This is a genomic window from Enterococcus sp. AZ095a, assembly GCF_050546735.1.
Taxonomy (GTDB): Bacteria; Bacillota; Bacilli; order Lactobacillales; family Enterococcaceae; genus Enterococcus_D; species Enterococcus_D entomosocium.
Genome location: NZ_CP172953.1, coordinates 434284 through 460632 on the forward strand (window position 1 = coordinate 434284; position 26349 = coordinate 460632).

A 26349-nucleotide genomic window follows, 5' to 3' on the forward strand; every position below is an offset into this window, starting at 1 on the left:
AGAAAAAATGAGAAAGACCTCCTTTGAGATACTCTACGTATTCTTCATTTAGTATAGCATGTTCTAAAAAAACCGTTCAAAATTTTCCCAGAAAAAAGCACAGCCCTTCACCGAAATCTCTGCCTTTGCATGGCAGGAGGACTGCTTTTTTTCCCGAAGCGATGGCTTCTATAATCCTAACAGTTGTTTTTTCTTTAAGGCAAATTCTTCTTCAGTCAAAATTCCTTCGTCGACCAGCATTTTCAGTTCGCGAAGATCAGCAATGACCTGTTCCGTCGGGGTTACAGTTGGTCGCGGGGGCAGTATCGCATGCTCACGGGGGAAGTTAGTGAGATAGCGCTGTATGATCCGAGCAATCAGCAGGTCTTTTTCGGCAAAGCAAAGGGAGTGGTTTGGTTCCGTCCTTCTGCGAGAATGGGTTTCTCTGATTGCCCCGCCGCCAATATACAGTTCCAAGAAGCCATTGCCTTTCCAAAGACCAGATTCGGCAACTTCTTTCAGACTGACACTGGTGATCTGGGGAATCTGCAAAACCTGCTTTTCTTTCTTTTTGTAGTCGATGATCGTGAGGGTATCTTCTGCGATGATCCAAGCATCACGATATTGATAGGAAAGTAATTTGATTTCTCCAGCCTCTTCATCCACGTAACTTTTGGCTGATTGTCCGCCAAGTGCTGCCAAATGATCCGTTAAAAATTCATAGGCTTTTTGGGCATCGATTCGATTGGTGAAATAAAGCAGATGAGAATTACCTGGTACCTGCAGTCGGAGGTAGTCCACTAAGAGACCTTTGCCTATATGTAATTCCACATCGGCAATTTTTGCCATGGGAATCTTTTCATCCGGGATTTTTGGATGGGTGTTGTTTATCCAGACGCCTTTTTTCGTAATGAACCAACGACAGCTAGCATCATGTCTGCGATTCTCTCGATATTTTTTTGAATACAGAATGATTGGTGCCTCATGATTTTCATTCATATTTCTCGTCAAAGTGTTTGCCTCCTTCATAGAAATAACTAACTATTTATTCAATTATACAACAAATTTATTCTTGTTTATTTTTATTATGAGTAAAATCGAGGTGTATTATCGTTTGGAATTTTTTCTCTATTACTTTTTCAGAAAAATTAGTATAGCAGCAATTGACAAGGAAGCGGTTTCTTGGTATCTTAGATGTACGGACAACTTTTGAAAGATGGGATGAAAATGGCGAATAAGTACGAACAACTAGCGGATATCTTAAGAGAAAAGATCCGCTTAGGCACCTATCAAGAAGGCGATGCGATCCCTTCAGAAGCAACCTTACAGGAAGAATTTCATTATAGCCGCCACACGGTGCGCCAAGCGATCGCTGTTTTGGTCAATGAAGGTTATTTAAGAAAAGAACGGGGCTCAGGTACCTACGTTTCAAAACCTGAGACTGTCAATCGTAAAAACCGCAAAACGATTGGGATCATCATGACCTATTTGTCTGATTATATTTTCCCATCGATCATGCGTGGCGTGGAGCAGACATTGCGGGAGCAAGGCTACTCACTGCTTTTAGGCTCAACCAACAATGACCATGAGCAAGAAAGAGCGTGCTTGCAGCAAATGATGGATCAAGGGGTAGACGGGTTGATCGTTGAACCAACTAAGAGCAGCCAGTACAACCCGAATCTTGCCTATTATGTCGCACTCCAAGAAGCTGGGATTCCTCTCGTCATGATCAATGCCTATTACGAAGAACTAGACTTGCCGCATATTTGTGTCAACGATACACGTTCTGTTTTTTTAGCAACCAATTATCTATTAGAACAACAGCATCAGCAGTTGATGATGATCACGAAAATCGATGACTTACAAGGGAAATATCGGATGAAAGGGTTTGTCAAAGCGTTGACCCAAGCCAAGCGGACGTTTGCAGCAGAAGACGTCTTGACGTATACGACGGAGACGAAAGAAGCCGTTATTGAACAAGCGATCCAGCGCTTGACGGCTGCCGATAATCAAGTCACAGGCATCGTTTGTTACAACGATGAGATCGCGCATCGTTTGATTCAAGCATTGACGGCTGCTGGGAAGAACGTTCCTACTGATTTTTCGATCGTAGGAAACGATGACTCGCCCCTTAGCACCTTGTCCACACCGACGATCACCACACTGACTCACCCGAAAGAAGCGATGGGGGAATTGGCAGCACAATGGATCACTACAGGGAAGGCAACAGAAGCACAACACTTTTATTTTGAACCAGAGCTGATCGTTCGCGGTTCAGTCAATAACCAAAAAGGAGAGTAAGAAGATGACGCAACAAGTAAGGCAAGCAATTATTGACGGGCGCACGTCTCTTGGGATCGAGCTAGGCTCGACACGGATCAAAGCTGTCTTGATCGATGAGCGGTTTCAGACGATCGCTTCTGGCAGCTTTGAATGGGAAAATCAATTGGAGCAAGGGATTTGGACCTACTCGCTAGAAGCGATTTGGCAAGGACTGCAAGCCAGCTACCAAGAGTTGGCGCACAATATCCAGCAGCAATTCGAGGTACCTTTGACGACGATCGGCAGTATCGGTTTTTCTGCAATGATGCACGGCTATATGGCCTTTGATCAGCAAGGCACGCTGTTGGTCCCTTTTCGGACATGGCGCAATGCGATCACGGAAGAAGCAGAAAAAACTTTGACGGCATTGTTCCAATACAACATCCCGCAGCGTTGGAGTATCGCGCACTTGTATCAAGCGATTTTGAATCAAGAAGCTCACGTACCAGAGGTCGCTTTTTTCACTACCTTAGCCGGCTATGTCCATTGGCAGCTGACAGGAGAAAAAGTTATCGGAATCGGTGATGCATCTGGGATGTTCCCAATCGATAGTACGACAAAAAACTATGATGCGAATATGCTGCAGCAATTTGATGCGCAAATCAGCAGTCAGGGGTATCCTTGGCAGATCAAAGACCTTTTGCCACAAGTGTTGACAGCAGGCGAACCAGCCGGCACATTGACGGCAGAAGGCGCAAAAAAACTCGACCCAACCGGTACCTTGCAAGCCGGCATCCCGTTATGTCCGCCAGAAGGCGATGCGGGCACTGGCATGGTTGCCACGAATAGTGTGGCACAGCGAAGCGGGAATGTTTCAGCCGGGACGTCGGCTTTTGCCATGATCGTTTTAGAAGAACCCTTAACGCAAGTGTATCCAGAGATCGATTTGGTCACGACGCCTTCTGGTGATTTGGTGGGGATGGTCCATACGAATAACTGTACCTCGGAGATCAATGCCTGGGTCAAACTTTTCCGCGAATTTGCCGACGCAGCTGGAATGAAACTCTCCACGGAAGAATTGTTTGCGACCTTGTTCAACGAAGCATTGAAAGGGGATTCAGACTGTGGTGGGATGCTCTCTTATGGCTATTATTCTGGTGAAAATATCACCAAGATCCCTGAAGGACGACCGCTTTTCGTCCGATCGCCAGAGAGTTCTTTTACTTTAGCAAGTTTTATGCGCTTACATCTGTTTAGTGCCTTTGGTGCGATGAAGATCGGGATGAAGATTCTGGAAGCCGAAGACGTTGCCCTCGATCGAATCGTTGGTCACGGTGGGATCTTCAAGACGCCAGAAGTTGCCCAGCGTGTCTTGGCAGCTGTCATGGAAGCGCCAGTTACGGTCCTGGAAACGGCTGGTGAAGGCGGCGCCTGGGGGATCGCCCTTTTAGCAGCATACCTACGCCGCCACAAGCCAGAACAATCCTTGGCCGCATTTTTAGCAGATCAAGTGTTTAAAAATGATCACGGCGTGACGTTAGTCCCAACGGAAGCGGACATTCAGGGATTCACCGTCTTTACCCAACGTTACCAAGCAGGGTTGCCGATCGAGCAAGCGGCAATCGATGCGTTGATTTAAAAAGAAAGAAGGGAATTTTGTGTTAGAAGGATTAAAAGAAGAAGTCTTTCAAGCCAATTTGGCATTGCCGAAGCAAGGATTGATCAAATACACCTGGGGCAATGTGTCAGCAGTGGATCGCCAACAGCAGTTGTTTGTCATCAAACCTAGCGGTGTTGACTATGAAACCATGCAAGCCAGTGATATGGTGGTTTGTGATTTTGAGGGCAACGTAGTGGAAGGAGCAAAAAATCCTTCCTCCGATACGCCGACGCATGCCGTTTTATACAAAGCATTTCCAGAAATTGGTGGGATCGTCCATACCCATTCTACTTGGGCGACGAGCTGGGCTCAGGCAGGACTCGATCTGCCAGCGATGGGCACGACCCATGCCGATACGTTTTATGGAGCAGTCCCCTGTGCCCGCTTTTTGACGCAAGCCGAGATCGATGAAGGCTATGAAGCACAAACAGGACAGGTGATCGTCGAAACCTTTAAGGAACGCGGCATCACGCCAGAAGAAATTCCTGGTGTCTTGCTTCACGGTCATGGACCGTTTACCTGGGGCAAAACGGCGGATGCGGCGGTGATGAACGCAGTGGTCTTAGAAGAAGTCGCTAAGATGAATTTTATCACGCGCCAGCTCAACAGTTACGCACCCGAATTGCCGCAGCGGGTCTTAGACAAACATTATTTACGCAAACATGGAGAAAATGCCTATTACGGGCAAAAATAACGAAAAAGGAGCAAGTAGAATGTTAGAAATCGGGAAAAAAGAATTTTGGTTCGTCGTAGGATCACAGCACTTATATGGAGAAGAAGCATTACAAGAAGTACGGGACCATGCAGAAGAAATGGTCAAAAGCTTAAATGACAGCTCAAAGCTGCCTTATCCAGTCGTTTTACAAGAACTCGCTGTTACTGCCGATACGATTACGAAAATCATGAAAGAAGTCAACTATCGGGATGAAGTCGCTGGGGTGATCACCTGGATGCACACCTTCTCACCTGCAAAAATGTGGATTCGCGGCACGAAATTATTACAAAAACCATTGCTGCACCTTGCCACTCAATACAATGAACAAATTCCATGGGAAACCATCGATATGGACTTTATGAACTTGAACCAAGCGGCTCATGGTGACCGAGAATACGGATTTATCAATGCCCGTTTGAAAAAGCAAAACAAAATCGTTGTCGGTTATTGGAAAAATGAAGCCATCCAAAAAGAAATTGCTGCTTGGATGGACGTGGCAGTCGGCTACAATGAAAGCTTCCAAATTAAAGTCGCTCGTTTTGGCGACAACATGCGTAACGTTGGGGTGACGGAAGGAGACAAAGTCGAAGCACAGATCCAATTTGGTTGGACCGTTGATTATTTTGGGATCGGCGATTTGGTACAAGTTGTCGATGCGGTGACTGACGAAGAAATCGATGCACTCTTTGAAGAATACAGCCAGCTGTATGATTTCGATTATGGTGATTACGACAAAGAAGAGTGGGCACGTCATGTCAAAGCACAAGCCAAACAAGAAATCGGTCTGCGCCGCTTCCTTAAAGCAGGCGGCTATACGGCATTCACCACGAACTTTGAAGACTTGTATGGTATGCAGCAGTTGCCTGGTTTAGCTGTACAACGCTTGATGGCAGAAGGCTATGGGTTTGCCGGTGAAGGGGACTGGAAAACAGCCGCTATTGACCGCTTGATGAAAATCATGGCTCACAATAAAGCGACTGGCTTTATGGAAGACTACACCTATGAGCTGACACCAGGAAAAGAAGCCATCTTGCAATCCCACATGATGGAAGTCGATCCGGTATTAGCAGCCAGCAAACCAAAAATCGTGGTTTCGCCATTGTCGATGGGGGATCGTGAAGACCCAGCCCGGCTCGTCTTTGACGGCCAAGGCGGCGAAGGTGTCGTGGTTTCGATGGCCGACTTTGGCACTCACTACAAATTATTGATCAATGAAGTCGATGCCTTTGAGCCAACTGAAGAAGCACCAAAACTACCGGTTGCACGAGTAATGTGGACGCCAAAACCAAACTTCCACGATGGCGTCAAACAGTGGATCGAAACAGGCGGTGGCCATCACACCGTTGTCTCACTTGTCTTAAATTCTGATCAGATCGAAACATGGGCGAAACTTGTAGGATTAGAATACGTAACGATCAAATAAGTACACAATCACAAAAGGAACCGTTGGCTATGCCGGCGGTTTCTTTGCGTTTTTCTTAAGCTTTCTTGCCTTCTGGCTGTAAAGTGCGGGCAAGCAAACCCTTGAAAGCACCAGCAATCAGCAAAATTGACTTTTAAATATAGGGGGCATAGACTTTTATGTAAGAGTGGAACAATGGACTAAAAGGAGGAGCACAATGAAGACAACCTACGATACACCAGAGTATTATCAGAAAATGAACGCTTGGTGGCGAGCAGCCAACTACCTTTCCGTTGGTCAGATCTATTTGAAAGACAATCCCTTATTGCGCCGCCCCATCGAAGAAAAAGACTTGAAAGTGAATCCAATTGGTCACTGGGGAACGATCGCCGGACAAAATTTTATTTACACCCATCTCAATCGCGTCATCAATAAGTACGACTTAAACATGTTTTATATCGAAGGACCGGGCCATGGCGGACAAGTCATGGTTGCGAATGCTTATTTAGACGGCAGCTACAGCGAGATCTATCCAAAAGCCACCCAAGACGAAGCAGGGATGAAACATTTATTCAAAACTTTCTCTTTCCCAGGTGGGATCGCTTCTCATGCGGCACCTGAAACGCCAGGTTCGATCCATGAAGGCGGCGAGCTAGGCTATTCCATCGCCCACGCTACCGGAGCTATTTTAGACAATCCCGATGTCATTGCAGCAGTAGTGGTCGGTGATGGTGAAGCCGAAACCGGACCGTTAGCGGGCAGCTGGTTTTCAAATACCTTTATCAACCCAGTCAATGATGGCGCAATTTTGCCTATCTTGCATTTGAATGGCGCCAAAATTGCCAATCCAACGATTTTGGCTCGTAAAAGCGACCAAGATCTCACGAAATATTTTGAAGGCATGGGTTGGACCCCTTATTTCGTAGAAGGGGACGATCCAGAAGCGGTTCATCCGCAATTGGCACAGAAGATGGATCAAGCCATCGAACAGATCCACGCGATCCAAGCAGAAGCCCGCAAAGGTTCTGCGGAAGAAGCCGCTATGCCTCATTGGCCTGTTTTAATCGTTCGCACACCAAAAGGGTGGACTGGACCGAAAGTCTGGGATGGCGAGCCGATTGAAGGGGGCTTCCGTGCCCACCAAGTGCCGATCCCTGTCAATGCGAAACATATGGAACACGTGGATGCTTTGACGGATTGGCTGCAGTCTTATCGTCCAGAAGAGCTTTTTGACGAAAACGGCCGCATCAATGCTGAGATTCAAGCATTGGCGCCAAAAGGGGAGCAACGGATGGCTGTCAACCCAATCACCAACGGGGGGATCGATCCGCAACCGCTACGCTTGCCAGATTGGCAAGCACATGCCATTGCGATTGAGACACCAGGGGAAACGACGGCCCAAGATATGATGGTCTTTGGGAAATTTGCCCGTGACATCATCAAAGAAAATCCTGACAACTTCCGCATTTTTGGCCCAGATGAAGCCAAATCCAATCGGTTGAACCATGTGTTCGAAGTCACGGACCGCCAATGGTTGGAGCCAAAACATCCTGATTATGATGAATGGCTGTCTTCAGTGGGCCGTGTGATTGATTCACAATTATCAGAACATCAAGCAGAAGGCTTCTTGGAAGGCTATGTGCTGACGGGGCGTCATGGCTTCTTTGCCAGCTACGAGTCATTCCTAAGAGTCGTTGATTCTATGATCACGCAGCACTTCAAATGGTTACGAAAAGCCCATGATCTTGACTGGCGCAACCCGTACCCCTCATTGAATTTGATCGCTTCATCAACGGTCTTCCAACAAGACCATAATGGGTACACCCACCAAGATCCAGGGATCATGACCCATATTGCAGAGAAAAAAGCCGACTTTGTGCGGGTCTACTTGCCAGCCGATGCCAATAGCTTGATGGCTGTCATGGCAGAAACGCTCGCTTCTGAAGAAAAGATCAATCTAGTGGTCTCTTCGAAACACCCACGTCCGCAGTTTTATTCGGCGGATGAAGCGAAAGTGCTTGTCAAAGATGGCTTGAAAGTCATCGACTGGGCATCGACAGATGAAGGACAAGAACCGGACATCGTGATCGCAGCTGCCGGGACGGAACCGAATTTGGAAGCATTAGCTGCTGTTTCCTTGCTGATTGAAGCCTTCCCAGAGTTGAAAGTCCGCTTCATCAATGTGGTCGATCTATTGAAATTGCGTCGTCCAGAAGTCGATCCTCGTGGGTTGAGCGATGAAGCATTCGAAGCCTACTTTACGAAAGACAAACCGATCGTGTTTGCTTTCCACGGGTATGAAGGACTGATTCGCGACATCTTCTTTGGCCGTCGCAACCAACAGCTTCATATTCATGGGTACCGAGAAAATGGCGACATCACGACACCGTTTGATATGCGGATCCTTTCTGAATTGGATCGCTTCCACTTAGCCAAAGACGCCGCCGAATGGGTCTATGGAGAAAAAGCAACGGACTTTGCCAAAAAAATGGCAGACACCGTTGCGTATCACCATGACTTTATTCGAGAAAACGGCTATGATATCGCCGAAGTCGAAGAGTGGGAATGGAAACCATTGCGTTGATTTTTTCTCCACTACATCAGCGAAAGATAATTTAAGAACAGAAGAAGAACAAACAGTACAAAACGATCCGCAACAGGGTCGGGACGCCTTACCAAGGAAGCCCGACCGACTGTCTGCGGATCGTTTTTTTAAAAGACGTCGAAACCGTAATTTTTGATATGCTGTTTCAACAAGGCGAGATAGTCCAAAGCCATCTCACTCAGTTCCATTTTCTTGTGTTTGAGGTAACCTAGTGTCATCGCATCATCGACTTCCAAAGGAATCGCAACGATTTTTTCATCATTCAGCTCACTGCTGATGATCCCAGAGCTGATGGTATAGCCGTTGAGACCCACCATCAAATTGAAGATCGTGGCACGATCGCTGATGCGAATGTGTTTTTTGCGTTGTAAAGTGCTTAAGATCTCTTCAGAAAAGTAGAAGGAATTGGTTTCCCCTTGTTCGTACGACAAATAGGTATAAGGTTCCAAATCAGCTAATGTGATGCTTTTTTTCTGAGTCAGGGGATTTTCTCGGCCGATGAAGACGTGGGGTTTGGCTTCAAACAAAGGAATGAATTGCAGGTCTTTTTCGTGGATCAAACGGGTGAGGACCGTCGTGTTGAAATCATTCAGATAAATGACCCCCAATTCGCTCTTAAACGTCTGGATATCATCCAGTACATTTTGTGTCTGGGTCTCCCGCAAGGTGAATTGAAATTCATCTTCCCCTAACTGTTTGACCAGTTCCACGAAGGCGTGGACGACGAAGGCATAGTGTTGTGCGGAAACACTGAAAACATGCTTGCGATGGCTGTCTTTGCGAAAGCGTTCGTCCAAGAGATTGACTTGGTCTAAAACATTTCGAGCATAGTTGAGAAAGGAACGGCCATCATCGGTCAAGGTCACCCCTAATTTACTGCGGTAAAACAGCTGCAGATCATACTCTTTTTCCAACTCTTTCATGGATTGGGAGAGGGATGGCTGACTGATGAAAAGCTGTTTGGCGGCTTCATTGAAAGAGCCGGTCTCTACGATTTTTTCCAAATATTCAAGCTGCTGGATACGCATGGGAAGCAACCTCCTTTTTGTGTTATAGGTATTGCCTATGGAATATATAAGTTTATAAGTATTATCTATAGTATAAGATGTTTGCTAGAATAAATCTAACAATTTTGAAAACTTTGTATAGGAGGAATGGATATGGCAACAGACAAATTTCAGCTTGTGGGGTCATTGTTACGACCACAAGATTTATTGGACTACAAAAATCAAATCGAGCATCGGGAGGACATCCGCTACCCGTTTTATGATGCGTTTCCTGGCTACCAAGAAACGGAAGCAAAAGCGATCGCTGACATCATTGCAGCGCAAAAAGAACACGGCATCACAGTCATCACAGACGGCGAACACGGCCGCTCAATGTGGCACCTGGATTTTCTCTGGGGATTAAAAGGGGTTGAGCGCTATATCTCCGATCATGGGTATGCCTTTGAAGATTTGGACGGTGGACATTTTGAGACACGTAAAGACATCGGCATCCGGATCACAGAACCATTATCTGGCAAAAACCATCATTACTTGACATTGTTTAAAGAAACCAAACGCCAAGCTGGCGACTTGCCAGTCAAAATCACCGTCTGGGGGGCTGCCCACGCATTTACCGAGCTGACTGTCTTTAACGACCTCGTTGGTGAAGGTCAGGTGTATCCAACGAAAGAAGCCTTGCGGGAAGGGCTGCTTAACGCCTACAAGGAATTCTTGCAGGAATACCGAGAAGCCGGTGGTGAGATCGTTCAGTTCGATGATTGTTTATGGGAACTATTTGCTGAAGACAATGACAAGAGCTTCTTCACCCAAGGCAATGACGGCTTAGAAGCGTTAGCCGATGAATTCGTGGCGATCAACAACGAAGTCGCTGATTACGCCCACGAATTAGGATTAAAAGTCTGGACCCACAATTGTCGCGGCAATTACCAAAGCCGCGCGGCAGCCAGTGGTACCTACAAAGCGATCGCCGAAAAATTCTTACGTGATCAGCATTATGACCGCTTTTTCCTGGAGTGGGACGATGACCGTGCCGGTGATATCTCGGCTTTAGAAGCGCTGAAAGATCGTTCAGAAGTGGAAGTTGTCTTAGGCTTATTATCCAGCAAAACCGCCACATTAGACGATGAAGAGCGAGTGATCGCCTTATTAGACAAAGCTAGTCAAATCATTCCTAAGGATCGGCTTTATCTTTCTCATCAATGCGGCTTTGCCTCTTGTGACTGCGGCAATGAGCTTTCGACTGAGCAGCAATGGGCAAAAATCAAGCAAGGGCAAGCATTAGCTGAAGCATACTTCGGTTAAGCAGTTGCGTGTTCTTTACCCTGAATCTTCCCCTGGAAATCGGTGCATTCCACAAAGTTTCGAAAATTTCAGAAAAAATGTTTGACATTTTCTTTAAGAGCGAGTAAAGTAAGACACAACTTAATGAAACAGACATCGAAAAGAAGAGTAGCAAGGCTTGCTGTTTGAAGAGAGTCTCTGGTTGGTGCAAAGAGATAACGCATGGTTGTGAAACACATCTTGGAGTCGTTTTTCCGAAAGAAAAGTAGGAGAGACCGGGTCTGCCCGTTACAGCAGCAGTCATTGATTGATGACTTTCTGAGTTCAGTTGCTGTGAAGCACTGATAAACAAAGGTGGAACCGCGTTGATAACGTCCTTTAGCTGTAATGGCTAGGGGACGTTTTTTTTCTCTTTTTTTGCGGCTCACCGAAAACCGAAAGTGGAAGGATCACAAAGACTGCACGAGGCCTTTTCCTGTGAAGGAAAGGCAAATTGAGGTGGAACCACGTATCTAGCGTCCTCTGGCAAATGCCAGTGTGCGCTTTTTTTGTTTTTCTTTTTTAGAAAAATGAAACTTGCCAGTTGCCCTCACCAGCCAACGCACAGCGCCACATAAGCGTCGGAGTAAGCCGTCGCTAAGCTGTTTTTCTGCCAAGCGAAATTGAAACCTATCAAGGAGGAAGTCACCATGTTTGAGTATTTAGTCAATGTTATGCCCCAACTAATTTCAGGAACCGGAATCACCGTTAAATTGTTCGCACTGACCTTAATCGGGTCCATTCCCTTAGGCATCTTGTTTGCCTTTGTTTTAGCCAGTCGCCTGCGTATTTTGAAATTGATCGTGCAAGTCTACGTTTGGTTGATGCGAGGAACGCCTTTATTGCTGCAGTTGATCTTTGTTTTCTACGGTCTGCCGATTTTAGGGATCGTCTTTGATCGCTTTGAAGCAGCCTTGATCGCCTTTATCATCAATTACGCTGCTTATTTTGCTGAGATTTTCCGTGGGGGGATCCAATCGATTCCAGCCGGACAATACGAAGCTGCGAAAGTCTTGCGTTTATCCCCAATCCAAACGATCCAAAAAATCATCATCCCACAAGTTGTCAAGATCACCCTGCCATCTGTCGGCAATGAAGTCATCAATCTTGTCAAAGACACATCCCTCGTCTACATCTTGGGCTTGTCAGACGTGATGCGAATCGGAAAAATCGCCATGGAGCGAGACAGTACCTTGCTTCCGTTAGTTGGGGTCGGCTTGATCTACTTGGTGATGACGGGCGTCTTCACGTTATTGTTAAAACAAATCGAGACCAAACTGGACTATTACCGTTAGGAGGAACCACATATGTTAGAACTAAAACAAGTATCAAAATCATTTGGCGCTAAAAAAGTCATCGATCAGCTAGACCTGACGATCGAAGACGGCAGTATCTTAGCGGTGGTCGGTCCTTCCGGTGGCGGGAAAACCACCTTGCTTCGGACACTGGCTGGGTTAGAAACGATCGATTCTGGAAGCTTTTTACTGGATGGCAAAGCCTTTGATCCCACCGACACAAAAGAACAAGAACAAGTCGTCGGTGTCGTCTTCCAAGACTTCCAATTGTTTCCCCACTTGTCGGTTTTTGAAAACATCACTTTGGCACCAAAAATGGTGCTAAAACAAGACAAAGCCGCGTATACAGCAAAAGCCGAACAGTTGGCAGAAAAACTAGGGTTAAGTGACCTATTAGCCCAATATCCCTTCCAATTGTCTGGGGGGCAGCGGCAACGGGTGGCTATCGCACGAGCGATGGCGATGAATCCCAAAGTGTTGGCCTATGACGAGCCTACCAGCGCCTTAGATCCAGGCTTGAGACAGCAAGTCGAACAGCTGATCTTGGATCTGAAAAAAGAAGGAGTGACCCAGATCGTGGTGACCCATGATTTGGTTTTTGCCGAAAATATCGGCGATCAATTATTAAAAGTAGCAGGAGAATAAGGGGGAGAACAAAATGAAAAAATTACTATTAACGGGAATCGCAGCAGCAAGTGTATTTTTATTAGGGGCGTGTGGCAGCAGCAATGACACCACAACCAGTGCCGCTGACAAAGAAGAAGTGATCGTCGGCCTAGACGATACCTTTGTACCGATGGGCTTTAAAGACGACCAAGGCAACATCGTTGGGTTTGATGTGGATTTAGCCACAGCGATTTTGGATCTAACAGGAACCAAAGTCAAATTTCAACCAATCGATTGGTCCATGAAAGAAACCGAACTAAGCAATGGCACCATCGATATGATCTGGAACGGGTATACCAAAACCGCAGCTCGTGAAGAAAAAGTATTGTTTACAGATACTTATATGGAAAACAAACAAGTCTTGGTCACAGCAAAAGCCAGCGGCATTACTAGCTTCGATGATATGGAGGGCAAAGTCTTAGGTGCCCAAGAAGGTTCTTCTGGTTATGAGACCTTCAATAACCAACCGGAAGTTTTGAAGGATCTTGTAGACGGCAATGACGCAACCTTGTATGCCAGTTTTAATGAAGCCTTTATCGATCTAGAAAACGGTCGGATCGACGGTCTTTTGATCGACCGCGTCTACGCAGAATATTATTTGACTCAAACAGGCAAAACCGATGACTTCAACGAAATCGAAAGCCCTTTTGAAGCAGAAGATTTTGCCGTAGGTGTGCGTAAAGACGATCAAGCCATGGCAGATAAAATCAATGATGGTTTGAAAGAATTGCAAGACAATGGTACCTTTGCTGAAATCTCTGAAAAGTGGTTTGGCGAAGACGTCACACCAAACTAAAACAAGTCAACAAGAGGCACTGGCTGCTTAGCAGCTGGTGTTTTTTTCATCATTTAAGAAATTTTCGCGTAAATTCTAGCACCTAATCAAAATTTCTCACAGGAAAACTTTTGTTCGCCTTCTTTTTTCGTTATAATAGGGAAAGATGAAAAGAGGGATAGAAATGGCGCAAAAAAAACGCGCAAAGAAACGCAAAACAAAAAAACAACAAAAACAGCAAGAGAAATTAATGCTGGTCGGCGTCGGCCTGCTCTTTGTCTTGTTTTCGATATTTGGCTTTTTCCATTTAGGTTTTTTAGGAACCTTGATTGCCAACGGGTTTCGGATCGTTGGCGGAAACACGTACCAATTTTTGAGTGTTGCCCTAGCCGCTTATGGTGTCTGGTTAGCGATCAAAACGACCGATGCTCGGTTTAAGAGTATTCGGCGAGTGATTGGCTGTGTATTGGTGTATTTTGGCTTACTGATCATCCTCCATGCGCAAATCTTTAGTAATGTGGTGGGAGAACAAGCCAATGTCTTCCAAACGACGTGGATGACGCTGTTAGGCGATATCCGGCGCAGCCAAGTGACCCAAAATGTCGGGGGCGGAATGATTGGCGCCATGCTTTATGGGGCGACCTATTTTCTTGTTTCCCAGATCGGCAGCTACATCATCGCTGTTTTACTCATGCTGATCGGGGCGTTCTTGTTCAGCCAAATGAGCAGCCACGAGTTAGTGGAGCACCTGCAAGCAGCTGGTGACAAGCTGCAGCGGTTGTTAGAAGGCTCTCCAGAAAAGCAAGCCGAACGAGAAGCCCGCAAAGCAGAACGAGCAGCAGAGAAACAAGCGGCGAAAGAAGCCAAAAAAGAAGCCGAGCGAGCAGCAGTCATGGCGGAGATCAAAGAAAAGAATCAAGTCCGACCAATGACAGAAGACGAAAAATCAGCAAAAGAACAGCAGATGCAAGCGCCAGTTGATTTTGAACCAGAGCAGCTGAGCTTTGTACCCATCGACCACTTCCAAGAATTGCCGCAAGCGACGGGACCAGAGGCCGCTCAAGCACCGCATCCAGCAGGAAACAAACCGGGACCAAGCAAAAAGGTCAACGAAGACGGGGAGATCCTCGATGACGATGGTGAAGTATTGGAATTTGAGATTTCGGAAGAAGCTGAAAATCGTGATTATGAATTGCCTTCAGCGCAATTACTCGATTCGATCCCTTCAACGGATCAAAGCAGCGAGTACAAAAAGATCGAACAAAATATTGGTGTGTTAGAAACCACCTTCCAAAGCTTCGGTGTTGACGCAAAAGTCGTCAAAGCTAGCTTAGGACCAGCAGTAACCAAATTCGAAGTTCAACCAGCAGTAGGGGTCAAAGTCAGCAAAATCGTCGGGTTGACCGATGATATCGCCTTAGCCTTGGCCGCCAAAGATGTGCGGATGGAAGCGCCGATCCCAGGGAAATCATTGATTGGGATCGAAGTTCCAAACAGCGCAGTCAGCATGGTTTCATTCCGAGAAGTGATCGAAGCCCAACCAGATCATCCAGATAAACTATTAGAAGTACCTTTAGGACGCGATATTTCTGGCCGTGTCCAAACGGCAGACTTAACGAAAATGCCCCATCTCTTGATTGCCGGATCGACCGGGAGCGGGAAGTCCGTAGCCATCAACGGCATCATCACCAGTATTTTGATGCGGGCAAAACCCCATGAAGTCAAACTGATGATGATCGACCCGAAAATGGTTGAATTAAATGTTTACAATGGGATTCCCCATCTCTTGACACCCGTTGTGACCAATCCTCGCAAAGCGGCGCAAGCGTTGCAAAAAGTGGTCAAGGAAATGGAAGAACGCTACGAAAAATTTGCGGCAACTGGGGTCCGAAATATTACTGGCTACAACGATTTAGTAATCAATAAGAATTTAGAAGATGGCGAAAATCGTCCGATCTTGCCATTCATTGTGGTGATCGTTGATGAGTTAGCTGACTTGATGATGGTTGCTAGCAACGAAGTCGAAGATGCCATCATTCGTTTGGCACAAATGGCGCGGGCAGCTGGTATCCATATGATCTTAGCAACGCAACGACCAAGTGTGGATGTCATTACAGGGATCATCAAAGCCAATGTTCCATCACGGATGGCGTTTGCTGTTTCCAGCGGTGTCGATTCTCGGACCATCATTGATGGGAACGGGGCCGAAAAACTGCTGGGCCGCGGCGACATGCTGTATCTGCCGATGGGTGAGAACAAACCGATTCGGGTCCAAGGGGCCTTTATTTCCGACCAAGAAGTCGAACGAGTGGTTGAATTCGTGACAGATCAGCAAGAAGCCAATTATGAAGAAAAAATGATGGTCACTGAGGAAGAAACGAGTGCCGGCAGCAGCGGACAACCGCAAGATGAGCTGTTCGAAGATGCCAAAGCCCTTGTGGTGGAAATGCAGACCGCCAGCGTTTCTCTCTTGCAGCGACGTTTCCGCATCGGCTATAACCGAGCGGCTCGGTTAGTGGATGAATTAGAAGATCAAGGTGTCGTGGGACCTTCTGAAGGCAGCAAGCCGCGGAAAGTCTTGATTGAGCCGCAACCAGAAGACATTCCTACCTTTGATGAATAAGGAGAACACCAGACCAATCCAATGAGAGAAAGGCGAGATAGCAATGAAACGCAAACACATTCTTTACCGTGATGTTGCCGATAAGCTCAAAGAAGACATCATGTCGGGTCGCTACCCGATTGGTTCATTTTTACCGACGGAAACAGAATTGGAAGCTACCTTCAATGTCAGCAAGATCACTGTCCGCAAAGCCATCGAATTGTTAGCGGCAGATGAGTATGTGGAAAAACGCAGCGGACGTGGGACGACGGTTTTAAGCAATCGCCCCTACAACAAGCTGTCAAAAGGCACGACGTTTAGCCAATTGCTTGAAAAGACCGGCAAGGAATACACAAAGAAAAACCTCAGCTATGAATTAGTCGAACTTGCGCCTGAACACCCTGCGTATTCTTTGATGGGCAAAGAAGTCATGCGTTTACGTCGCATGTACTATTTTGACCACCAACCTTTTATTTACTATGAGTACCATTTGCCAAAGCAACTAAAGGGAACCTCCATCGAGGTCTTTGAAGAAAAATCATTGTATCGCCTATTGGATGAACATCGAATGATCATCGATCGCTTTCAAGATGCGTTTGTGGCAACGACGTTGACTGAAGAGCAACAGAAGTTTATGATCACGCCGGAGGTCGCTGCCTTGAAACGAACCCGTTATTCGTATGATCTACAAGGAGAAGTGGTAGAATATACAGAAGGGATCTATAACACTGCCTTGCATCCGTATATGATCGAATTTGAAGCCTAGTCATTGATTAGGCTTTTTTAGCAAAAAGTGGTACCAAAATCAGAAGTGGAGCGTGAAATACATGAGAAAAATCGCCTTTTTAGGAGCCGGTAACATGGCAAAAGCTATCATTAATGGCTTGATTGCAGCAAAGCTGTATGAACCAGCAGAGATCTTGGTTTATAACCATCGCTACGAGTCGACTTTGGCACAATTAGAAAAAGAAACCGGAATCACTGGGACAACTAAGCTGGCGGATGTCACAGAAAAAGCAGAGATCTTCGTCTTAGCAGTCAAACCTTTTGTCTTTCCCCGCTTGCTTGCTGATTTAAAAGCAGGATTGACTGAGGAACACTTGCTAGTATCCATTGCCGCGGGTGTGACGATCGCGCAAATGGAAGAAATCATCGGTGCGCACAAAATCGTGCGGGTCATGCCAAATACCCCCGCACTTGTCGGCGAAGGGATGTCTTCTATCAGCCCCAACGGTCAAGTAACGGAAGCCGAAGCCAACGAAGTCAAACAACTTTTTGAAAGCCTTGGGAAAGCCGAGCAAGTACCAGAAAGCATGATCGATGCAGTCATTGGTGTCAGTGGTTCTTCGCCAGCCTACACGTATTTATTCATTGAAGCTTTGGCAGATGGAGCAGTGGCAGAAGGTATGCCGCGGCCGATGGCGTATGAATTTGCTGCTCAAGCGGTATTAGGCGCAGCGAAGATGGTACTAGAGACGAAGGAACACCCAGGTGTCTTAAAGGATCGTGTCAGCTCGCCTGGGGGCACAACGATCCAAGCAGTCAAAACCTTAGAGGAAAATGGCTTTCGTGCGGCTGTCATCAAAGCAGTGCAAGCAGCTGCTGACAAAAGTCGGGAAATGTCTTGATACCCAGTGAGTGAGGGGAAAATCTTAGCAAAACGAAGGAGCGTTTATGAAAGAACTTTTGATTTTTGATTTTGATGGATTGTTAGTCGATACTGAAAAAGTCTATTTTGATGGGTGGTTGGCTCTATTTAAAAAGTATCAGCTTCCGATTACAGCCGCTGATATTTTTGGTTGGCGTGGTCAAAGTTGGCAACAGACGGCTAGTAAATTAGCCGACCTCGTAGGCGGTCAGCAGCGGGTGCAGGAATTACGAGCAGAACGGGAAGTCTATATTGCCCAGCAAATAACTGATGGCACCTTCAAAACTAAACCCTATGCGAAAGAAACCATCGCATTGGCTAGGGAGAAAGGCTTCCAAACGGCACTAGCCACCTCGACGATGAAAAAAAGAGCCTCTGAATTGTTGGCGCATTTCGATTTGTTGCAGGCCTTTGACTATCAGACCTTTGGCGATGATGTCTCCGCCCATAAACCTGATCCCGCACCTTACTTGCTGACTTTAGAAAAAGCGCAAGCCGCAGCAGAAAAAGCATTAGTCATGGAAGATTCTCTTGTGGGAGCAACAGCTGCGACACGTGCGGAGATCGATGTCGTGTTGATTCCCGATCAAAGTTTTGATCAAGTCTACTCCCCAGAAGAGAAGGCCGGACTTCAGTTATATGGCGAAGCCACCTCACTGAAATATGTGTATGATTTATTGGCAAAGGATCAACTGAAATAACACCTAAAAAAGCTTCCTTTTCGTTGCAGAAAAAGGAAGCTTTTTTTGTGAAGAAAAGACCGGTAAAAAAACAGTTCAAAGGATATGAGTGGTTTGTTTTTCGCCATCATGGTAAAGTTAAAGAAAGTTTAACAATAAGCGAAAAAAAACAAAAAGTAAAGGGGTTTCATTTTGACAAAAACGTCCATTTGTCAAAAGGACTTTTCTTGGTCGATCGTAGCCGTTGGCGGCGGGGGAAAAACATGGTAAATTATCCTTCGACGAAGAACTAGTGGGGGAAGAAAAAAATGAATAAACTAAAGAATGTTTTCTATTTATATAAACTGGACTGGAAACGAATTTTCAGCAATCCAATCTCTGCATTTTTGATCATTGCCTTAATGATCTTACCCTCGCTTTATGCGTGGTTCAATATCAAAGCACTTTGGGATCCATATGGCAACACCAGTGAATTGCCAATCGCCGTGTATAGTGCGGATAAAGGGGCAGAATTTCAAGGCAAGCATATCGATATCGGTGATGAAGTCATCGACACCCTCCATGATAACAAACAGTTAGGCTGGCGTTTCGTGGATTCAAAAGAGGACTTGGTAGAAGGAGTCAAATCAGGAAAGTATTACGCCGGTATTTATCTGCCAGCTGATTTTTCAGATGATCTGATCAGCTTTACCAGCGGGACAATTGAAAAACCGACCATTGAGTATTACAGCAACCAAAAAATCAACGCCATCGCACCAAAAATCACCGAAAAAGGAGCCAGCAGTCTTCAAGAAGAGATCTCGCAAAACTTTATTGAGACTGCCAGCTCTACGTTAATAAAAGTCTTCAATGAAATCGGCTATGACATTGATTCCAACTTAGTCAGCATCAACAAAGTCAAATCCATGATCTTAGATACCGATGACAATTTGGCTACGATCGACGGTTATACGAAAGAGATCGTCACCTTGCACGATAAGTTTCCAGAAATCAAGGAAAAGATCGCAAAAGCTGAAGAATTTACCGATTATATCCCGCAAGTGGATGCCATGGGGGAAAAACTGATTGGCCTAAACGATAAGCTGCCGACATTGAAGAAAGAAGCCAGCATCATTTTGACCTTGCAAGAGAAGATCCCAGAGATCCAAAATGCCGGCAAACAATTGAAGATGATCGATGATGATTTTGATGACATTGCCAGCACCATGACGGACGGCATCGATACCGCCAAACAAGGACTGCAAGTCATCGAACAAGTTCAAGCCGCGTTACCACAGATCGAACAACTAGGCGACCAAGCCGCCAGCTTCGCCACATCGACCAAAGATGGGGCGCAACAGTTGCAAGATGCCCTGCCAAGTATTTCTAGCAGTGTGAAGGTGACGATTGAGTCGATCAGTCAAGTGGCAACAACTACTGCTAAATGGTCGAAGGCTCTGAACGATTCAATCAACCAGGAGCAGTTGGAACAAGATCGAGAATCAATCTTAAAAACAATTGATGGGTTGCAACAAAGCATTCAGCAACAACAAAGTATGCTAGATGCCTTAATTGCATTTTTAGGAAATATTGAAGGTTCAGCTGAAAATGCCCAAATTCAAGCCGTGATCAGTCAGTTAAATGACGCAAAAGGGCGTTTGACGAATGTATCTGGGTTGTTAACTCAGGTTAGAAATGCTGTGCAAAGCGGCGATGTTACAGCAGCTAAGCAATACCTTAGTCAAGTTACTGATGCAGCTAATAACGTTGCCAATCTCATGAACAGCATCAATGTTGATTCAATCACTGCAACCATCAACGACATTCTAACTAAACTAATCGAAACCATCACCACTGCCGAAGATGTCTTGAAAAAAGCCCAAGAAATCGATTTTGACTCGTTGCTGTCTTCCACCAAATCAGTGGTCAGCAATGCCGTGACGATTTTGGAAAAATACCAAAAAGAATTGCCTGCCATCAAGCAAGAATTGCACGATGCCAATACGATGCTGAATGGTCATATGGATGAAATCGTCAATGCCATCAACAAAGGAGCCGACCTGTACAACAACGAATTGCCAGTTGTCGAAGAAAAATTAGGGCTGGCCGTAGACTTCTTGCAAAACGATTGGCCAACCATCAAATCAGAAATCAGTTCTACGATGGCGATGGTGGATGAAAAACTGCCAGAAGTTGAAAAAGCCTTGGATGCGGCTGTCGATTTAATCAATAACGATTGGCCAAGTATCAAAGCAGGCATCCACAAAGCCGCTGATGCGATCCGAGCAGGAGAAAATGAAGTCGATCTCGGGGAAGTCATCAAATTATTGAAACTTGATGCCACGGATGAAGCCGACTTCTTCAAACAACCAGTGGAATTAAAAAGCAATGAAATCTACCCAATCGCCAACAATGGTTCAGCTAGCACACCATTTTATACCGCATTGTGTTTGTGGGTAGGGGCATTATTATTGTCAAGTGTCGCTACAACGGAGTATCATTTAGAGAAGAAAGACAAAAAACGCTTTACACAACGTGAAACCTTTGTGGCACGGATGCTGACGTTCTTGACGATGGCAGTCGCCCAAAGTTTGATCGTGACCCTAGGAAATATGTTTTTATTAGGCGTCGATGTCCACAACCCTGTGTACAGTGTCTTCTTCGCATTACTCGTCGGACTCGCCTTTATGATGATCGTCTACGTACTGGCGGGACTGTTCGGCAACCTCGGGAAAGGGATCGCCATCATTATTTTGGTTCTCTCCATTTCAGGTGGGGGAGGAAACTACCCAATCCAAGTCTCTGGGAAGTTCTTCCAATTCATTAATCCGCTACTGCCGTTTACTCATGCGGTCAATCTGTTAAGAGAATCAGCCGGTGGGATCTATTGGCCAAATGCTATCCCGCAGTTGATCATTTTAACGATTTTGTTCCTAGTCTTTGGGATCGTCGGTACGTACGCGTATCCTTATCTAGTCAACTCTACGAAGAAACTAAGTGACATTTCCAAAGAAAGTCATTTCTTCCACTAAAATCTTAAAGCAGAAAGAGCATTTGTTCTTTCTGCTTTTGTGCCATCACGTGAAATTTCTAATAATCAAAAGAGGGAAAAAGGGTCGTTTTTTCATCTGATTTTCATTGACTTTTCGCGGTTACAAGAGTAGCATACAGTCTTGATAATTCAATATTTGTGAGGATATCGTTACAAGTTTAACGAAGGATTTTTTCATGAAAAGGAGTGTAGAAAAAGTGGAGTATTTGAAACGTTTGTTGGTCGGACGTCCATTGAAATCCGCAGAGAATGATGAACAAAAACTGAGCCGGACGGCGGCCCTTGCGTTGCTATCTTCTGATGCTTTGTCTTCGATTGCTTATGGGACAGAGCAGATCGTTGTCGTATTAGTGGCACTTTCCGCTGCTGCTATCTGGTATTCATTGCCGATCGCTGCTTTTGTTATTATTCTTTTGATTTCATTGACCTTGTCTTACCGCCAGATCATTCATGCTTACCCTCACGGCGGTGGGGCATATGTAGTAAGTAGTGAAAATTTAGGGAAAAATGCGGGCCTGATTGCCGGCGGCTCTCTATTGATCGATTATATGCTGACAGTGGCAGTATCCGTCTCAGCAGGGGCAGAAGCTATCACTTCAGCTGTGCCGGCGTTGTTTGGTCATCAAGTGGCCATTTCTGTCGTGATCGTAATCTTGATCATGATGATGAATCTGCGAGGGTTGCGAGAATCAGCTAGCTTCTTGATGATTCCTGTCTACACCTTTATCGCAGTGATCACAGTCTTGATCGTGGTCGGTTTGTACAATATCGTAACGGGTGCGCAACCGTTAAATGCAACCGCACTACCGGGAGCGGTCGTACCTGGGGTATCCGTGGCCTTGATTTTACGGGCTTTCTCATCAGGTTCCTCTTCTTTGACAGGGGTCGAAGCGATCAGTAACGCGGTGCCGTTTTTCAAAAAACCACGGGCGAAAAATGCAGCTGCGACCTTGACAATCATGGCGTCGATTTTAGGATTCTTCTTTGTCGGCATCACTTTTATCAACTATTGGTATGGTATCGTACCAGAAACAGAAGTGACCGTCCTATCTCAAATCGGTTCTGCCGTTTTTGGTCATGGGTTTATGTACTACGTTTTGCAATTTGCTACGGCACTGATTTTAGCAGTTGCCGCAAATACCGGATTTTCAGCTTTCCCCGTGTTGGCGTATAACCTAGCGAAAGACAAATATATGCCGCATATGTATCAAGACCGTGGGGACCGTCTTGGCTATTCGAACGGAATCATCACCTTGGCTGCTGGTTCCATCGTATTATTGTTTATCTTCCAAGGATCGACCGAGCGTTTGATTCCTTTGTATTCCATTGGGGTATTTATTCCTTTTGCCTTGTCCCAAAGCGGAATGGTGATCAAATGGAGAAAAGAAGGCAAAGGCTGGTTCTTTAAATCGATCGCCAACATCGTTGGGGCTTTGATTTCCTTTGCGATCATTGCCATCTTGTTCGTGTATCGCTTAGGCGATATTTGGCCATTCTTTATTATCATGCCGATCCTCTTGTATATCTTTTACAAGATCCATGATCATTATAAAAAAGTCGCAGAACAGCTGCGATTGGAAAAACAAGAAGCACTGCATGTCTATGAAGGAAATACCGTGATCGTTCTCGTCGGAAATGTTACCCGAGTAAATATCGGCGCATTGAACTATGCCCAATCGATTGGTGATTATGTCGTGGCGATGCACGTCTCATTGGATGAAGATGTGAAGAAAGAAAAAGAGATCGAACAAGAATTTAAGCAAAAATTCCCAGACGTGCGTTTCTCCGTCGTTCATTCTTCGTATCGTTCGATTGAAAATCCAATCTTGCGTTATGTAGATCTAGTCAGCCGCAATGCAGCCAAACACAATTACACAACGACCGTCATCATTCCACAGTTTGTTCCAAGACGTCGCTGGCAAAATATTTTGCACAACCAAACAAGCCTGCGCTTGCGTTTCAGACTTTCTTGGCGTGAAAACATCATTGTAAGTACGTACAGTTACCATTTGAAGAAATAACAAAAACGCTAGTTTAGCGACCTGATTCCCAAAAGAAATGTTTGGGTCAGCCGCTAAGACTAGCGTTTTTTTTAGCTATAAAACATTTTTAGTTTGATATCTTGATCGTAATTCCCAAACCCCTTGCCAAAGAGGGTACAACCGCCGACATGCTCGGCATCTTCTTTGACTTCCACTTTTAAATGCCACGTATCTTCGTAGGCAGGTATATCCTTGATCGTAATGTCGGAAAGAGGAACACCTTCCATGTAGGTTCCATGATCCATGATGCGAATCGTCTTTAATAACCCGTACTGATTTAGATTGTCTGGATACCAATCCGGTGTATACTTGCCGCGAATATCTGCAAAATCCCCTGGGCTAGTCCATGTACCAAGCTCCACACCATTTAAGCTGAAGGTGATGTCTGACGGCCAGTTGTTATTGGAAAAAGGAAATTCAGACGAAACCTCCATTGAAATCTCCATCATTTCGAGTTTTTCTTCTTTTGCTAAGAAGTTTGGCGATTGGTATTCGACAAATCCTTTCGTAAACCACAAGATGCGGGCATCCATTCGTCGGGGATCCATGAAAAACTTCGGTTCATCTACCATTCCCACAAAATCAGCTGAAGTAGCAAGCCCGCACGTTGGTTCTACCGAATAATTTGTATAATGACCGATCGGTATCGCCGTTTCTTTCGTATCAAAGGCATTAAAGATTTTCTCAGGAAAGTTGATATCGATATGGTCCACTCTCAAACTGGAAATCTTTTTTTGCCCCACACGCTCTGTTTTGATGATTTTGGCTTCTTCTAATTTTTTGATATGCATCGTAATGATAGCGCTGCTTAAGCCTAACTCTTGTGCCAACTCTTTGACATTCATCTTGTTTTTAGCCAGCAATTGAATGATTTTGATTCGCACGTTACTGGCAAGTGCCTCATAGACAGGCAATGCTTCTTGATTGATTTCTAATTGCATCGTGTCACCTCCGCTTAAACTGTTTGATTTACTTGAATGTTAACATATTTGCTAATTTGTGTAAATAGCGTTGTTTATTTCGCTAGTTATTAATATATTTATTAATTAACATAGATATTATCCTTGGTAAATTAATCAAAATATTGTTGACAGCGATTACAAATAAAGTTATGATTTATTTGTAAATTGAAAGTGTTTGCAAACATCAATTTCTATGTTTTGTTTTTGTGAATTGTTTATAGGCTTCTTTATAGGAAATATCTTAGGTGTTAGGAATTATTATGAGCAGTTAGTAAGGTCTTTTTTTAGAGAGGTCAATGAACAAATGTGATAACGTACCTGCAAATATCTATAAAACTTGAGAGGATGGAAAAGATGAACATCAAAAAGGTTATTTTTTCGGGAGCAGTTCTAGGTTTAAGTAGTTTGGTATTAGGGGCCTGCGGAAACAGTAATAATAGTTCAGGTGATGATAGCGGAAGTAAAGAAATTACGTTTATGTTTCGAGGCGGCGAGGACGAGAAGAAAGCCTATGAAACAGCAATTAAACAATTTGAGGAAGAAAATGATGTAAGCGTTAAGATTATCGCCACAGATGCTGATCAATATGCAACAAAGCTGCAAGCGGCAATCTCAGGCGGTAATATGCCCGATGTTTTCTATGTAGAACAAAGCAATCTAATGGCTTACGTTGATAATGGTGTTTTGCTAGATATTACGGATGAAATTGAGAATTCAGATTTTGATCTTTCAAACATTTGGGAATATGGAGTAAACAGTTATCGGTATGATGGTGAAAAAGTTGGTAGCGGTGCTTTGTATGGATTACCAAAAGATGTTGGACCATTTGCTTTAGGATATAACAAAGACATGTTTAAAGAAGCTGGTATTGATTTGCCAGATACAGATACGCCTTATACATGGGATGAATTCGTTGAAGTATCTAAACAGTTGACGAAGGATTCTGATGGAGATGGAAATCTTGACCAATGGGCAACAGGATTTAACGTAAACTGGAGTTTACAAGCTTTTGTTTGGAGTAACGGAGCAGATTGGATCAACGAAGCCAAAGATACCGTTACAGTCGATACACCAGAATTTGCGGAAGCATTGCAATGGTTTGCGGATCTGCAAAATGTGCATGAACTCACCCCTTCAATTTCTGATGCACAAACATTGGATACGTATCAAAGATGGATGAATGGGGAGATTGCTTTCTTCCCTGTAGGACCTTGGGATATGAGTACGTATGCAGGATTAGATTTTGAGTATGACTTGATGCCTTGGCCAGCAGGCTCTACAGGCGAATCTGCAACGTATATTGGTTCTTTAGGAATTGGTGTTGCCAGCAAAACCAAACATCCAGAAGAAGCAGTGAAATTAGTTGAGTATTTAAGTGCATCTGAAGAAGGACAACAACAATTAGTAGATGCACAGATTCAAATTCCTAACCTGATTGATATGGCTGAAGAATGGGCTTCTGATACGGACAGTGTACCTAATAATAAACAAGAATTTATTGACATCGTCCAAGATTATGGTCGCGCTTTGCCAGTAGCAACAACCTACAATGCAGAATGGTACGATGAATTCTTTATCAATATCCAACCTGTGTTAGATGGAGATCAAACGGCAGCGGATTATTTAAAAGAAGTTCAACCTAAGATGCAAGAAAAACTAGACTCAGCGATTCGCCAACAAGAAACAGCAAGATAGACT

At 45.0% G+C, this 26349-nt stretch carries 20 protein-coding genes and 1 other annotated feature; of the genes, 17 read left to right on the forward strand and 3 right to left on the reverse strand.

Translation table 11 applies throughout. The features are described from left to right. Nucleotides 1-168: 168 nt before the first annotated feature. Nucleotides 169-1008, reverse strand: coding sequence for an SHOCT domain-containing protein (locus tag IGJ26_RS02070; protein WP_194187887.1), 840 nt, complete (start codon nucleotides 1006-1008; stop codon nucleotides 169-171). 165 nt (nucleotides 1009-1173) lie between these two features. Here IGJ26_RS02070 and IGJ26_RS02075 point away from each other — a divergent pair, with 165 nt between their 5' ends. The 5 genes from IGJ26_RS02075 to IGJ26_RS02095 all read left to right on the forward strand — a co-directional run bounded on the left by IGJ26_RS02075 (nucleotide 1174) and on the right by IGJ26_RS02095 (nucleotide 8602). Beyond that, a complete protein-coding gene (locus tag IGJ26_RS02075; RefSeq protein WP_429947004.1) occupies nucleotides 1174-2280 on the forward strand; it encodes a GntR family transcriptional regulator in 1107 nt (368 codons plus the stop codon). Nucleotides 2281-2284: 4 nt separating this feature from the next. Then, nucleotides 2285-3880 carry a xylulokinase gene (locus IGJ26_RS02080; RefSeq protein WP_430599816.1) on the forward strand — a complete coding sequence of 532 codons (1596 nt, stop codon included), beginning with the start codon at nucleotides 2285-2287 and terminating at the stop codon, nucleotides 3878-3880. 19 nt (nucleotides 3881-3899) lie between these two features. Then, complete coding sequence (locus IGJ26_RS02085; protein WP_008376133.1) at nucleotides 3900-4595, forward strand: L-ribulose-5-phosphate 4-epimerase; 696 nt, start codon at nucleotides 3900-3902, stop codon at nucleotides 4593-4595. A 19-nt stretch (nucleotides 4596-4614) separates the two neighbouring features. After that, nucleotides 4615-6039, forward strand: a complete 1425-nt coding sequence (araA, locus tag IGJ26_RS02090) for an L-arabinose isomerase (protein ID WP_430599817.1) — start codon at nucleotides 4615-4617, stop codon at nucleotides 6037-6039. A 196-nt stretch (nucleotides 6040-6235) separates the two neighbouring features. After that, entirely contained in the window at nucleotides 6236-8602 is a 2367-nt protein-coding gene (locus IGJ26_RS02095; RefSeq protein WP_430599818.1) for a phosphoketolase family protein, read from the forward strand. A 128-nt stretch (nucleotides 8603-8730) separates the two neighbouring features. Here the strand turns inward: IGJ26_RS02095 and IGJ26_RS02100 are convergent, their stop codons facing one another. Then, entirely contained in the window at nucleotides 8731-9651 is a 921-nt protein-coding gene (locus IGJ26_RS02100) for a LysR family transcriptional regulator (RefSeq protein WP_430599819.1), read from the reverse strand. Between the two features lie 126 nt (nucleotides 9652-9777). Here IGJ26_RS02100 and IGJ26_RS02105 point away from each other — a divergent pair, with 126 nt between their 5' ends. The 11 genes from IGJ26_RS02105 (at nucleotide 9778) to IGJ26_RS02155 (ending at nucleotide 23668) form a co-directional block, all read left to right on the forward strand. Next, nucleotides 9778-10932 (forward strand): cobalamin-independent methionine synthase II family protein, encoded by a 1155-nt coding sequence (locus IGJ26_RS02105; protein WP_429961698.1) that lies wholly within the window; start codon nucleotides 9778-9780, stop codon nucleotides 10930-10932. A 126-nt stretch (nucleotides 10933-11058) separates the two neighbouring features. Next, nucleotides 11059-11293 (forward strand) — a binding site (T-box leader). A 307-nt stretch (nucleotides 11294-11600) separates the two neighbouring features. Continuing rightward, nucleotides 11601-12245, forward strand: coding sequence for an amino acid ABC transporter permease (locus IGJ26_RS02110; RefSeq protein ID WP_005232226.1), 645 nt, complete (start codon nucleotides 11601-11603; stop codon nucleotides 12243-12245). A 12-nt stretch (nucleotides 12246-12257) separates the two neighbouring features. Beyond that, on the forward strand, nucleotides 12258-12890 hold the full coding sequence (locus tag IGJ26_RS02115; protein ID WP_005227272.1) for an amino acid ABC transporter ATP-binding protein: 633 nt from the start codon (nucleotides 12258-12260) through the stop codon (nucleotides 12888-12890). Between the two features lie 13 nt (nucleotides 12891-12903). After that, nucleotides 12904-13707 (forward strand): amino acid ABC transporter substrate-binding protein, encoded by an 804-nt coding sequence (locus IGJ26_RS02120; protein ID WP_005227273.1) that lies wholly within the window; start codon nucleotides 12904-12906, stop codon nucleotides 13705-13707. A gap of 163 nt (nucleotides 13708-13870) precedes the next feature. Next, a complete protein-coding gene (locus tag IGJ26_RS02125) occupies nucleotides 13871-16309 on the forward strand; it encodes an FtsK/SpoIIIE family DNA translocase (RefSeq protein WP_086316835.1) in 2439 nt (812 codons plus the stop codon). 43 nt (nucleotides 16310-16352) lie between these two features. After that, a complete protein-coding gene (locus tag IGJ26_RS02130; RefSeq protein ID WP_005232219.1) occupies nucleotides 16353-17054 on the forward strand; it encodes a GntR family transcriptional regulator in 702 nt (233 codons plus the stop codon). 61 nt (nucleotides 17055-17115) lie between these two features. Beyond that, the gene (proC, locus tag IGJ26_RS02135) at nucleotides 17116-17916 is read left to right on the forward strand and encodes a pyrroline-5-carboxylate reductase (protein ID WP_430599820.1); all 801 of its coding nucleotides are present in this window, start codon (nucleotides 17116-17118) and stop codon (nucleotides 17914-17916) included. 46 nt (nucleotides 17917-17962) lie between these two features. After that, the gene (locus tag IGJ26_RS02140; RefSeq protein ID WP_016611398.1) at nucleotides 17963-18637 is read left to right on the forward strand and encodes an HAD family hydrolase; all 675 of its coding nucleotides are present in this window, start codon (nucleotides 17963-17965) and stop codon (nucleotides 18635-18637) included. A gap of 47 nt (nucleotides 18638-18684) precedes the next feature. After that, entirely contained in the window at nucleotides 18685-18909 is a 225-nt protein-coding gene (locus IGJ26_RS02145) for a hypothetical protein (protein WP_223347157.1), read from the forward strand. 15 nt (nucleotides 18910-18924) lie between these two features. Next, the gene (locus tag IGJ26_RS02150; RefSeq protein WP_016611396.1) at nucleotides 18925-21627 is read left to right on the forward strand and encodes a YhgE/Pip domain-containing protein; all 2703 of its coding nucleotides are present in this window, start codon (nucleotides 18925-18927) and stop codon (nucleotides 21625-21627) included. A 217-nt stretch (nucleotides 21628-21844) separates the two neighbouring features. After that, on the forward strand, nucleotides 21845-23668 hold the full coding sequence (locus IGJ26_RS02155) for an APC family permease (RefSeq protein WP_034872061.1): 1824 nt from the start codon (nucleotides 21845-21847) through the stop codon (nucleotides 23666-23668). A gap of 71 nt (nucleotides 23669-23739) precedes the next feature. Here IGJ26_RS02155 and IGJ26_RS02160 read toward each other — a convergent pair whose 3' ends face one another. Beyond that, nucleotides 23740-24630 carry an ArsR/SmtB family transcription factor gene (locus IGJ26_RS02160; protein ID WP_008376111.1) on the reverse strand — a complete coding sequence of 297 codons (891 nt, stop codon included), beginning with the start codon at nucleotides 24628-24630 and terminating at the stop codon, nucleotides 23740-23742. A gap of 375 nt (nucleotides 24631-25005) precedes the next feature. Here IGJ26_RS02160 and IGJ26_RS02165 point away from each other — a divergent pair, with 375 nt between their 5' ends. Continuing rightward, a complete protein-coding gene (locus tag IGJ26_RS02165; RefSeq protein WP_015508887.1) occupies nucleotides 25006-26346 on the forward strand; it encodes an ABC transporter substrate-binding protein in 1341 nt (446 codons plus the stop codon). Nucleotides 26347-26349: the final 3 nt, after the last annotated feature.